Raw genomic sequence first — 12,608 nt, 5'->3', positions numbered from 1 at the left:
AAATCGGCAGGCCGGGCGAGGGTGACGCTCTTCGGATCCAATTCAGGCGGCGGCGGCCTCCAGCCGCCCGGTGCCCGTCCGCCGCACCGCCATGTCGAGCAGCAGGGCCGCGACCATCGTCAGGCCGGTCAGCGGAAAGAGCGCGCCGCCGGCCAGCATGATGACGAGCAGGCCGCGCGTGGCTGCCTGAGGACGCACGCGCGGCGGCGCGGCGATCCGGCCGGCGGGGCGCCGCTTCCACCACATGACGGGGGCGCTGATCGCCAGCAGCAGCAGGCCGATGCAGCCCGCCAGCATCAGCAGCCGGTTCGGCTCGCCATATTCCAGCCCCTGATGCGTCTGCACGCCCCAGTCGATCCAGCGCGATCCGGCGCCGTAGCGGGCATAGCCCGTGTCCTGCAGGATGCGGCCGTCGCTATAGCCGACATAGACGGCACGTTCCTCTTCCGCCGCGCGGGCGGTGACGGAGAAGAGATAAGGCTTGCCGGGCGCGGCGGGCAAAGTGAGCGTCCACGCGCCGGAGAGGCCGGCCGCCTGCGCCGCCGTGATCGCACGATCGGGGCCGATGGCCGGGCCGGTCTTGTGGTCCATCGGCATCATCATCTTCTGCATCGCCCACGGCATCGCAGCCATGCCCTCATGCCCAGCATGCTCGCCGCCGGCGCCGGCGGCGGCGGGGGCCTTGGGCTTGCCGAGCGAATGGCTCGTCACCCAGGCCTGCACGTTCTTGCCCCACACCCCGCTCCACGGCATGCCCGTGACGGCGAGGAACAAGACGATCCCGCCCGCGACCAGCCCGAGCGAGGCGTGGAGATCGCGCCAGAACAGGCGCTGGCCGGGCGCGCCGCGCAGGCCGACGATCGGGCTGCCCCGGCGGGGCCACCACAGATAGAAACCGGTGAGGACGAGGATGATCGCCCAGCCCGCCGCAATCTCGATCAGCGCATTGCCGACCGGGCCGGTGATGGCGAGGCTGTGCAGATCCTTCACCAGCCCCATGATCCCGCCCGGCCGCGTCATGCCCAGCACGCGGCCGTCGGCCGGATCGACGAAGGCCATGCGCTTCTGGCCGTCCGCCAGCGTCAGGTTCATCCGCCATGCCTCACCCCCGGAGGCGGGCTTCACGATCTGGGTGACGGTGCCTCCGGTGGCGGAGGTGACGGCGTTGAGCAGGGGCGCGATTTTTGGCGCGGCGGCGTGGGGGCTGGCGACCATCCAGCTGCCGTAAAAATTCCGTTCGATTTCAGCCTTGTAGAGGTAGAGCGCGCCGGTGACGGCCAGCCAGGCGAGGAAGGGCAGCACCAGCAGGCCCGCGTAGAAATGCCAACGCCAGACGGCGCGGTAGAGATGCGACATGGGACGATCCTGATCGGGCGCGAGCGGCTCGCGCCGAGACCACCCGGAGAGCGGGTGGCGGGGAAGGGTGATCAGGGGGTGACGGGTGGGCCTGTCGGAGGTGGCGGGGGGGCGGCGAGGCCCGCACCGATCCGGGCCGCCGCCGCGACGCCGCCGAGCAGGATCGGGGCGGCGAGGGGAACGAGCGGCGGGCCGGACACAACATCCGGCTCGGCCAGCGCGCAGGCGAAGCCGGCGAAGGCGCAGGGCCTGTCGCTCTTGCCGTCGTCCGGATGATCGCCGCGACGGTGGGCGGCATGGTGGCCCGCATGATCCATCGCCGCCGCGGCATGGCCTGCCGAAACCGTGCCGAAGCAGGGCATCAGGCCGATGCGGTCGGCGGCGGGCATCCAGCCCGACGGAATCAGGATTCGCAGGATCAGGGCGAGCGCGGCCAGCAGGATCATGGCCCGCTGTTGTCCCCGTCCGCCGATCGCCCGAAGCTGCATGCGGCGACGATATGGGAGCGGAGCGCGGCTGTCGATGATTCACGACAATCGGCGCGTGGTGTGATCGAATCCTTCAGTCCTGAAATAAGATGCGGCGATCGATCGGTAAAAGGCCTTCTCCGGCGCAGGAAATCGCCGGGAATGGGGGATCAATGCCAAGGGAGCGGATTCGGACGGCCGGCCGAACGGCGAGACGGACGTGCGAACGATTCGCAATAGGCGTTGCGGATGCGAATCATTCGCGCTACCGGCCATATCCGTGAACGCCTCTCCGCCCCTCCCCAAGACCGCTCCCGTCAAGCGCAAGCGCATCACGCGCGGCTGGTGGCTGAAGCAGCTCCACACATGGCACTGGATCAGCGCGGCCGTGTCGCTGATCGGGATGTTCCTGTTCGCGCTGACGGGCGTGACGCTCAACCATGCCGCCTCGATCCCCGCGCATCCGCAGGTCGTCCAGAAATCGGGCACTTTGCCGCTTTCGCTGCTGCGCCTGCTGAAGGCCACGCCGGCCGAGGGCGCGCCGATGCCGGCGCCGGTGGCGCAGGCGGTGGCGGGGCAGGTGGGCCTCGATCCCTCCGGTCGCGCGGGTGAATGGAGCGACGACGAGGTCTATGTGGCGATGCCGCGCCCCGGCGGTGACGCCTGGGTGAGCGTCAACCGTGCGAGTGGGGCGATCAGCTCGGAGGTCACCCGGCAGGGCTGGATCTCGCTGCTGAACGATCTGCACAAGGGGCGCAACACCGGGCTCGGCTGGCGCCTGTTCATCGATGCGTTCGCCGCCGCCGCTTTGCTCTTCACGGGCACCGGCCTGCTGCTGCTCCAGTTCCACGCCAAGCATCGCAAGAAGACGTGGCCGCTCGTCGGGCTGGGCTTCGCGGTGCCGCTCATCATCGCTATCATCTTCATCCACTGAGGGGTTCATTCCATGCGCCATGCTTCCTTCGCGCTGATCGGCGGCGTGCTCGTCGCTCCGGCCGCCGTCGCCGGTACGGTCAGCGTCACGCTCCCCCGCATCCCGGTGGCCGAATATCACAAGCCCTACGTGGCGGGCTGGATCGAGCCCGCCGGCGGCGGCGCCGCCCGCAGCCTCTTCGCCTGGTACGACATCAAGAAGGGCGGCGCGGAGCCGGGCCACAAGTGGCTGGCGGATCTGCGCTCCTGGTGGCGCAAGAGCGGCCGCAGCCTGAAGCTGCCGGTCGACGGCGTCAGCGGCGCGACCAAGGGGCCGGGCACCTATGCGATCCCGCTGCCGACCGACATCGCGCCGGGCAATTATGTGCTGAGCGTCGAATCCGCGCGCGAGGGCGGCGGGCGCGAGCTGGTGAGCGTGCCGATCTCGGTTCCCGCTTATGCGGGTCGCGCCTCGGGCAAGACCGAGCTGGGCGCCGTCGTGGTGGCGGCCAAGTGATGCGCGCCCGCATCGTCGCCGCGCTGCTCGCCGCCGCGCTCGTGCCCGCCGCCGCGCAGGCCGATCACAGCTTCATCCTGCCGTCTGGAACGCTCTTCTCCGGCAGCAACAATTTCGTGACGTTCGACGCGGCCGGATCGGAGCATGTCTTCTATTTCGATCACCGCCCGATCGGGATCGACAGCATCAAGATCTGGAAGCCGGACGGCACCGAGGCCAAGCCGACCGCGACCTTCTCGGGCCGCCTCCGCACCGCCTTCGACGTGCGACTGGAACAGTCCGGCACCTGGAAGGTCGCCAGCCAGCAGATGATGGTGATGGGCACGCTGAAGCTGAACGGCGAGGAGCGCCGCGTAGGTGGGCGCGGTGGTCCGCCGCCGGGTGCCGGCGGGCCCGGTGGGCCGGGCGGGCCCGGTGCTGCTGGCGGTCCGGGTGGCCCCGGCGCCGGCCGTCCGGGGGGAGCAGATGGACCGGGCGGTCCCGGCGGACCGGGCGGCGCTGGTGGTCCCGGAGGGCCGGGTGGCCCCGATGGCCCGCGCCGTCTGCCTCCGATCGCGCTGGCGGACATTCCGCCCGAGGCGACCGACATCAAGCTGACCGAGATCGTCAACACGGTCGAGACGTTCGTGACCCAGGGCGCGACCACCACCACGGTGTTCAAGCCGACCGGCAAGGCGCTGGAGCTGGAGCCGATCACGCACCCGAACGAAGCGGCCTCGGGCGAAACCTCTCGCTTCCGCTTCCTGATCGACGGCAAGCCGGCGGCGGGCGTGAAGGTGACGGTGATCCCCGGCGGCGATCGCTATCGCGAGGAGACGGGCACGATCGAGCTGACGACCGGTGCGGACGGCGTAGCGGCGATCACATGGCCGATGGCGGGGATGTTCTGGGTCGGCGCCGCTGCCGAGGACGCGCATCCCTCCGAGCCCAAGGCGCAGAAGCGCCGGATGGGCTATACCGCCACGATCGAGGTGGCGACGCCCTGACCGCAGGACGGGACGCGAGCGGGGAGGCGCGCGTCGCGCTGCCGCCCCGCGTCTCGACGGGCGCCTTCGCGGCGCGCGATCCCTTCGCGCCGATCGTCGATCTCGGCGGCACCACGATGGGGACGGACTGGCGGCTTCGGCTGGTTTCGTCACCGTCGCTGGATCTTCTGGCGCTTCACGGCGCGATCCTCGCCCGGCTCGACGGGATCATCGCGGAGATGAGCCAGTGGGAGCCGACCTCCCATCTCTCGCGCTTCAATCGTCTGGGCGCCGGGCACTGGGCCGATCTGCCGCCCGATTTCGCGGCCGTGATCGCCTGCGCGCTCCGGATCGCGGAGGAGAGCGGCGGCGCGTTCGATCCCACGCTGGGGCGGGCGGCAGCTTTGCTGGGCTATGGCGCGGAGATTCCCGCCGATGACGATCTCGGCGCCGCACGGGCCGAATCGGGCTGGCGGAAGCTCGCGTTCGATCCCGCCGCGCGGCGGCTGCTCCAGCCGGGAGACCTCTGGCTGGATCTTTCGGGCATCGCCAAAGGCTATGCGGTGGATGCGGTGGCCGATCTGCTGACGGCACGGGACATCCGCCATTTCCTGATCGAGATTGGCGGCGAGCTGGTCGGGCGCGGGCTGCGCCCCGATGGCGAGCCGTGGTGGGTGGCGCTGGAGGTGCCGCCGGGCGTGGCGCTGGCGCCGTTCCACCTCGCGCTCCACGAGATGGCGGTCGCCACGTCGGGCGATTATCGACGCGGCGCGCACACGATCGATCCGGCGACGGGGCAGGCGCTGCCGGTGCATGTCGTGTCGGTGAGCGTGCTGCATGAGAGCGCGATGCTCGCCGATGGCTGGGCGACCGCGCTGACCGTGCTGGGGCCGGAGCGGGGGCTGGCGAGGGCGGCGGAGCGCGGGCTGGCGGCGCGGATCGTGACGCGCGAGGGGCATGGTTTTCGTGAGCATGTGAGCCCTGCGCTGCAGGCGATGCTGGAAGACTGAGCGGCTTCTCCGTGCACGATCACCCGCGCGGGCGGGATGAGAGTCTCAGACCCGCTGCTTCTGAAACTCTGGCCAAAAGCAGTCGCCATCTCTTGACCCGTTCGTGCTGAGCGAAGTCGAAGCACGGGCTTCACGCGGCACGTTTGCGGCACGTTCTTCGACTTCGCTCAGAACGAACGGAGGGTTGAGGATCGGGAAGACGTGCCGGTCAGCCTCTCGGGTCGGGCGATATGAGAGGCGATCCCAAGCCTCGCCCCACCCGGCCGGTATCACGATCTGTAACGAACCACCGGCAATCGCTTGCTCCCGCCCCGGCGCTGTGCTGCAAGCGCGAGGGTGATACAGGCCGCGCTCCATCATCTGACCTCCTATCGGTATGACCGGCCGGTCATGCTCGGGCCGCAGACGATCCGGCTGCGCCCGGCGCCGCACAGCCGCACCGACGTGCCCAATTATTCGCTGAAGATCCTGCCCGAGGCGCATTTCATCAACTGGCAGCAGGACCCGCACGGCAACTGGCTGGCGCGGATCGTGATCCCGGAGCCGACCAGCGAATTCCGCGTGACCGTGGACCTGATCGCCGATCTGGCGGTGATCAATCCGTTCGACTTCTTCGTCGAGGACTATGCCACCGCGCGGCCCTTCGCCTACGCGCCCGATCTGGCCAACGATCTGTCGGCCTATTTCGACTGCGAGGGGCAGGGCGATCTGTTCGAGGCGCTGTTCCGGCGGTTCGAGTCCGTCGAGATGGGGACGATCGATTTCCTCGTCGAGCTGAACCGCGCCGTGAACGAGGCGGTCGGCTATGTGATCCGGATGGAGCCGGGGGTGCAGACGCCCGAGGAGACGCTCTGCATCGGGACGGGCTCCTGCCGCGATTCCTCGTGGCTGCTCGTCAATCTGCTGCGGCGGCTGGGCTTCGCCGCGCGCTTCGTCTCCGGCTACTCGATCCAGCTGACGCCCGACGTGGTCGCGGTCGACGGGCCCAAGGGCGTCGCGCAGGACGTGTGCGATCTGCATGCCTGGGCCGAGGCCTATGTGCCGGGGGCGGGCTGGGTCGGCATGGATCCCACCTCCGGATTGTTCGCGGGCGAAGGGCATATCCCGCTGTGCGCGACGCCCCATTATCGCTCGGCCACGCCGATCGAGGGTGCGCTGCTGGAGCCCGCGCACACCGATTTCAGCTTCGCGATGGACGTGCAGCGCATCGCCGAGGCGGTGCGGATCACCAAGCCCTTCACCGATGCGCGCTGGCACGCGCTGGACGCGCTTGGGCGGAAGGTGGATGCCGATCTGGTCGCGCAGGACGTGCGGCTGACGACGGGGGGCGAGCCCACCTTCCTTGCCGCCGACGATCCCGAGGCGCCGGAATGGAATGCCGATGCGGTCGGCCCGACCAAGGCGGCCTATGCCGACAAACTCGTCCGCCGGATGCGCGACAGGTTCGCGCCGGGCGGGCTGATCCATCACGGCCAGGGCAAATGGTATCCGGGCGAGAGCCTGCCGCGCTGGGGCTATTCGGTCTATTGGCGCGGCGACGGCGTGCCGGTGTGGCGCGACACGAGCCTGCTGGCCGAGGCGCTGCCGGATGCGGCCCCGCTCGCGGCCGACGCGGCCGAGGATTTCCTGAAGGGCATCGCCGCGCAGCTCGACGTGCCGGGCGACTATGTGCAGGCCGCTTACGAGGATCCGGTCGAATGGTCGCTGAAGGAAGCCGACCTTCCCGACAACACGATCCCCACCGATCCCGAGATCGAGGATCCGGAGGCGCGGGCGCGAATGGTGCGCGCGTTCGAGCGGGGGCTCTCCAGGCCGGTCGGCTATGTGCTGCCGATCCAGGCGTGGCAGGCGGCGAGCGCGCCCGAGCCGCGCCGCTGGCGCAGCGAGCAGTGGCGCGTGCGGCGGGGCAAACTCTTCCTCGTCCCCGGCGACAGCGCGGTCGGCTATCGCCTGCCGCTGGGATCGCTGCCGCACGTTCCCAAGAGCGATTATCCCTATCACCATATCCGCGACACGACCGAGCCGGTCGCGCCGCTCCCCGATTTCCGCGCGAAGCCGCTGGCGGCCGGAGAGACGGACGGCGCGGTGCGCGACCAGCGATCGGAAGCGGTCGCGAGCGAGGGCAATGCCGCGCAGGAGCGCGTCGAGCAGGTGATGATCGACGGCGCGGTGCGGACGGCGGTGACGGTCGAGCCGCGCGCGGGCTATCTGGCGGTGTTCCTGCCGCCCACCGAACGCCTCGAGGATTATCTCGAGCTGATCGCCGCGATCGAGGCGACCGCCGAGGCGACGCGCATCCCGATCCGGGTGGAGGGCTATGCGCCGCCGCCCGATCCGCGCCTGCAGGTGTTGAAGGTGACGCCCGATCCCGGCGTGATCGAGGTGAACGTCCAGCCCACCGCGACGTGGGACGAGACGGTCGATCTGACCGCCTCGCTCTACGAGATGGCGCGCGAGATCGGGCTGACGGCGGACAAGTTCCTGATCGACGGGCGTTCCGTGGGCACGGGTGGCGGCAACCATCTGGTGCTGGGCGGGCGATCGGTGCTGGATTCACCCTTCATCCGCCGGCCGGACATGCTGAAGAGCTTCGTGCTCTACTGGCAGCGCCACCCGTCGCTCTCCTACCTCTTCTCCGGGCTGTTCATCGGGCCGACCAGCCAGGCACCGCGCATCGACGAGGCGCGGCATGACGGGCTCTATGAGCTGGAAGTGGCGCTGGCGCAGGTCGCCAATCCGCTGGCGGGGGGCGAGACGCCGCCGGCCTGGGTGGTCGATCGCCTGTTCCGCAACCTGCTGGTGGACGTGACGGGCAATACGCACCGCACCGAAATCTGCATCGACAAGCTCTTCTCGCCCGACGGGCCGACCGGGCGCCTCGGCCTCGTCGAGTTTCGCGGGTTCGAGATGCCGCCCGAGCCCAAGATGAGCCTCGCCCAGCAATTGCTGCTGCGCGCGATGGTCGCGTGGTTCTGGCGCGAGCCGCAGGCGGGCGGGCTGGTGCGCTGGGGCACGACGCTCCACGACCGCTTCATGCTCGGCCATTTCGTGTGGGCCGATTTCCTCGAGGTGCTGGGCGACCTGCGCGGCGCGGGCTATGATTTCGATCCCGCCTGGTTCGAGGCGCAGCGCCAGTTCCGCTTCCCGGTGCATGGCCATATCGTGGCGGGCGGGGTGACGCTGGAGATCGCGCACGCGCTGGAGCCCTGGCCGGTGCTGGGCGAGACGGGCGCGATCGGTGGCACGGTGCGCTATGTCGACAGCTCGACGGAACGGCTGCAGGTGCGCGCGACGGGCCTCACGCCCGGCCGCCACATCGTCACGTGCAACGGACGCCGCGTGCCGATGACGGCGACGGGCACGCCCGGCGAGGGCGTGGGCGGCGTGCGCTACAAGGCGTGGGCGCCGGCCAATTGCCTCCATCCGCGCCTGCCCGTGGATGCGCCGCTGACGTTCGACGTGCTCGATACGTGGAACGGGCGCTCGCTGGGCGGCTGCGTCTATCATGTCGGCCATCCGGGCGGGCGCAGCTACGAAGGCGTGCCGATCAACGATTATGAGGCGGAGGCGCGGCGCAAGGCGCGCTTCGAGGAGCAGGGCCACACGCCCGGCAAGCTCGCCATGCCGCCCGAGGAACAGGGTGGCGAATTCCCGATGACGCTCGATCTGCGTCGGCCGGCGGGGCTGTGATGGTCCGCCGTTTTGATCCTCCCCGAAACGGGGAGGAGCTTTCCCCATGCGCCTCGGCCAGCTGATGTCGGCCGGAGGGACCAACATGGCGCAGCTGCCGGGAATGCCGTCCTGGGGGCAGGGATGGCTCGATTCCTATGTCGCGCAGGCCGATGCGGGCGATGTCGTGCGCGGGGACATGGGGCGCGGCGGGCGCTGGTGGCATTATCTGTTCGACGGCGTGGCCACGCTCACCGAGGGGCGGCTGCAGCGCCTGCAGGACCGGATCGGCCGGCAGGTGGACGAACTGGGCACCGCCTTCCGCCTGCCCGGCGACACGCGCGAACGGCCGTGGCCGGCCGCCGCGCTGCCGCTGCTGATCGGCGAGGATGAGTGGCAGGGGATCGCCGCCGGCATCGTCCAGCGTGCCGATCTGATGGAGGCCGTGCTGGCCGATGTCTATGGCCCGGCCAGCCTCGTCACGGACGGTTATCTGCCCGCGCCGCTCGTCACGGGCAGCCGCCATTTCTGGCGATCGATGATCGGGATGGAGCCGGCCAGCGGACACCGGCTGCAAATCTACGCGGTCGATCTGGGGCGCGGGCCGGACGGCGAATGGCGCGTGCTGGCCGATCATACGCGCGCGCCGGCGGGGGCCGGCTATGCGCTGGAGAACCGGCTGGCGGCGAGCCGCGTGATGGGCCCGCTCCAGACGCGCCTGAACGTCCAGCGTCTCGCGCCTTTCTTCGCGGATTTCCGGGAGGGGCTTGCAGCCGTCTGCCGCCGCTCCGATCCGCGCATCGGCCTGCTCACGCCGGGCCGCTACAATCCCAGCTATGCCGAGCAGGCGCATCTCGCGCGCTATCTGGGCTTCCTGCTGGTGGAGGGCGACGATCTCGCCGTGCGCGACAACCAATTGTTTGTCCGCACGATCGAGGGGCTGAAGCGGATCGACGCGCTGTGGCGGCGCATCGACACCAAATTCCTCGATCCGCTGGCGTTCGACACCAGCTCGCGCATCGGCGTGCCGGGCCTGATGGACGTGATCGCGGGCGGACAGGCGATCATCGCCAATGCGCCGGGCACGGGCGTGATGGAGGCGCCCGCCATGGCGGCCTTCCTGCCGATCCTCGCGCGGCGCCTGCTGGGCGAGGATCTGAAGCTGCCCAATATCGCCACCTGGTGGTGCGGGCAGGACGGCCCGCGCGCGGAGATGCTGGCCAATCTGGACGAGATGCTGGTGGCGCCCGCCTTCGGCGATCCGGCGCTGGGCCTACCCAGGGGGCCGACCTTGGGCGCGCACCTCGACTGGGCGGATCGCGACGCGCTGAAGGCGGAGATCGCGCGGCGCCCGCAGGATTATGTCGGCCGCGAAGTGGTGCGCCTCTCGACCATGCCGGTGGTGCAGGATGGCAAGCTGGTCGCGCGGCCGTTCACGCTGCGCGCGTTCGCCGCGCGCGACGGCGAAGGGCGCTGGACGGTGATGCCGGGCGGCTTCGCGCGGCTGGGCGACGATTCGGACGTGCGCGCCACCGTGATGGGCGAGGGCGCTTTCTCGGCCGATGTCGGCATCGTCGCGCTGAAGCAGGTGGAGCCGGTGTCGCTGATGCCGCAGCATGTGGCGGTGCGGCGCAATCCGGGCACGCTGCCCAGCCGGGCTGCGGACAATCTCTACTGGCTCGGCCGCTATCTGGAGCGCGGCGACGCGACGCTGCGGCTGGTGCGCGCGACGCTGGGCGGCACGATCGATGCCGATGGCGGCGCCAGCCTGGTGCCGATGACGCTCGATCGGCTGGCGACGTTGCTCATCTCCACCGGCGCCGCGAAGATCGAGGAGGACGAGGAAGACGAGGAAGGCGGCGCGATCCGCGATCTGGCCGAGATGGCGGGCGCCGCGCTCGACGGATCCGGCCTCGCCAGCGTCCGCTCGCTCCTGTCGGCGGCGCACGGCATCGCCGAGGTGATCCGCGACCGGCTGGCGGCGGACGTGTGGCGCCTGATCGATCTGCCGATGCCCACGGTCGGCATCGAGGATGCCGATGCGATGCTGGCGCGTGCGGCGAGCCTGCAGGATCGGTTCGCGGCGCTGGCGGGCCTCGCCGCCGAGAATATGGGGCGCAATGCCGGCTGGCGCTTCCACGACATGGGGCGCCGGATCGAGCGCGCGATGACGGTGGCACGCTGCGTGCGGACCTTCGCCTCCGAATCGGCGGTGTCGGACGATCTGACCACCTTGCTGGATCTGTGCGACAGCCAGATCAGCTACCGCGCGCGCTATCTCACCGGGCTCGCTTTGGTGCCGGTGCGCGATCTGGTCGCGCTCGATCCGTACAATCCGCGCTCGATCGCCTTCCAGATCGATCGCGTGCGCGAGCATCTGGCGGCGCTTCCCTCGCTGCGCGACGACGGGATCGAGGAGGAGCCGGTCGCGCTCGCCACCGATCTCGGCTTCACGATCGCGACGATGCGGAGCGAGGCGATGGCGCGCACGGCGTTGCTCAGCGTCGAGAACAAGCTGATGTCGCTCTCCGACGCGATCGGCCGCCGCTATTTCCTGCAGGGGGCGGAGACGATCCGCGCCGCCGGCATGACGCTGGCCTGAGGACGCTCCGCGATGCGCTATACCGTCCGTCATCTGACGCGCTTCGACTATGAATTTCCCGTGCGGTTCGCGCGCTGCAATCTGCGGCTGCATCCGGTCGACTGGGATGGGCAGCGCGTGGAGGAATATGCGCTGACGATCGATCCGCAGACGCCGCTGCTGCCGGGGCGCGACAATGGCTATTGCGTGCTGGGCGAGCGCTTCGTGCTGGACAAGCGCACCTCGGCGCTGGCGATCGAGAGCCGATCGACCGTGACCGTCGACCGGATCGCGCCCGAGCCGGCGGCGGACGATCTCTCGGTGGCGGAGGCTGGGCGGCTGGCGCGCGACGTGCGCGATCTGGGGCGGACGGCGCCCGCCAATTTCCTGTTTCCCTCGCCGCTGATCGCGGCCTTCCCCGAAATCGCCGCCTGGTGCGCGGAGGAACTGCGGCCGGAGCGCGGCGTGGTGGAGGCCGGGCTCGCGCTCGCCCGCGCGATCCGGGCGGGCTTCCAATATGACGGCAGCGCCACCGAACTGGATACCAGCCCGGCCGAGGCCTTCGCGGCGCGGCGCGGCGTGTGCCAGGATTTCGCGCAGATCATGATCTCGGGCGCGCGCTCGGCGGGGCTGGCGGCGGCCTATGTGTCGGGTTACCTCCGCACGATCCCGCCGCCCGGCAAGGAACGGCTGGTGGGCGCGGACGCCACCCACGCCTGGGTGATCCTGTGGTGCGGGCCCGCGCGCGGCTGGCTGGGCTTCGATCCCACCAACGGCTGCACGGTGGGGCCGGACCATATCGTCGCCGCGATCGGCCGCGACTATGCCGATGTCGCGCCGATCGACGGCGTGTTCGTCGGCCGCAACGGCCAGAAGATCGACGTGTCGGTGGACGTGGAGCCGCTGGGTTAGGGACGGTTTTCGGGTCAGCGGTGTCGTGGGGGTGGCCCGGCGACGCTTGCCCTTCCGATTTTCTTAACACCACGAAATTGGGGCGCTCCGGAATCGTCCGGATCGGGCTCTGTTGGAGCGTCCCGCTCACTATTTTCCGCGATAATCCGCCAAAAAATGACAATATCGTTCATCCAGGAGTCACGGTCGAGTCATCGCGTTAACCTAACTCGCTCCCCG

At 70.0% G+C, this 12,608-nt stretch carries 9 protein-coding genes; 7 read left to right on the top strand and 2 right to left on the bottom strand.

Features of this window, described 5'->3' with window-relative positions:
* Positions 1-42: 42 nt before the first annotated feature.
* On the bottom strand, positions 43-1,356 hold the full coding sequence (locus HL653_RS04235) for a PepSY domain-containing protein (protein WP_171743408.1): 1,314 nt from the start codon (positions 1,354-1,356) through the stop codon (positions 43-45).
* A gap of 71 nt (positions 1,357-1,427) precedes the next feature.
* The gene (locus HL653_RS04230) at positions 1,428-1,802 is read right to left on the bottom strand and encodes a hypothetical protein (protein WP_253717525.1); all 375 of its coding nucleotides are present in this window, start codon (positions 1,800-1,802) and stop codon (positions 1,428-1,430) included.
* A 301-nt stretch (positions 1,803-2,103) separates the two neighbouring features.
* On the opposite strand from HL653_RS04230, the gene HL653_RS04225 reads away from it, so the two are divergent.
* The 7 genes from HL653_RS04225 (at position 2,104) to HL653_RS04195 (ending at position 12,389) form a co-directional block, all read left to right on the top strand.
* Positions 2,104-2,757, top strand: a complete 654-nt coding sequence (locus HL653_RS04225; RefSeq protein ID WP_171743406.1) for a PepSY-associated TM helix domain-containing protein — start codon at positions 2,104-2,106, stop codon at positions 2,755-2,757.
* Between the two features lie 12 nt (positions 2,758-2,769).
* Complete coding sequence (locus HL653_RS04220; protein WP_171743405.1) at positions 2,770-3,252, top strand: DUF2271 domain-containing protein; 483 nt, start codon at positions 2,770-2,772, stop codon at positions 3,250-3,252.
* Positions 3,252-4,238: a DUF4198 domain-containing protein gene (locus HL653_RS04215; protein WP_171743404.1), complete on the top strand. Its 987-nt coding sequence runs from the start codon at positions 3,252-3,254 to the stop codon at positions 4,236-4,238. The genes HL653_RS04220 and HL653_RS04215 overlap by 1 nt, the downstream gene beginning before the upstream one ends.
* A complete protein-coding gene (locus HL653_RS04210; protein WP_367613603.1) occupies positions 4,139-5,227 on the top strand; it encodes an FAD:protein FMN transferase in 1,089 nt (362 codons plus the stop codon). The genes HL653_RS04215 and HL653_RS04210 overlap by 100 nt, the downstream gene beginning before the upstream one ends.
* 336 nt (positions 5,228-5,563) lie before the next feature.
* Positions 5,564-8,917 carry a DUF2126 domain-containing protein gene (locus HL653_RS04205; protein WP_171743403.1) on the top strand — a complete coding sequence of 1,118 codons (3,354 nt, stop codon included), beginning with the start codon at positions 5,564-5,566 and terminating at the stop codon, positions 8,915-8,917.
* A gap of 85 nt (positions 8,918-9,002) precedes the next feature.
* Positions 9,003-11,498, top strand: a complete 2,496-nt coding sequence (locus HL653_RS04200; RefSeq protein ID WP_171746769.1) for a circularly permuted type 2 ATP-grasp protein — start codon at positions 9,003-9,005, stop codon at positions 11,496-11,498.
* A gap of 12 nt (positions 11,499-11,510) precedes the next feature.
* On the top strand, positions 11,511-12,389 hold the full coding sequence (locus HL653_RS04195; protein ID WP_171743402.1) for a transglutaminase family protein: 879 nt from the start codon (positions 11,511-11,513) through the stop codon (positions 12,387-12,389).
* The last annotated feature ends 219 nt before the right edge of the window (positions 12,390-12,608 follow it).

The sequence above is a fragment of the Sphingomonas sp. AP4-R1 genome, from assembly GCF_013113735.1.
In the GTDB taxonomy this organism is placed as follows: domain Bacteria; phylum Pseudomonadota; class Alphaproteobacteria; order Sphingomonadales; family Sphingomonadaceae; genus Sphingomonas_I.
This window is presented reverse-complemented; position numbering and strand designations above follow the sequence as displayed.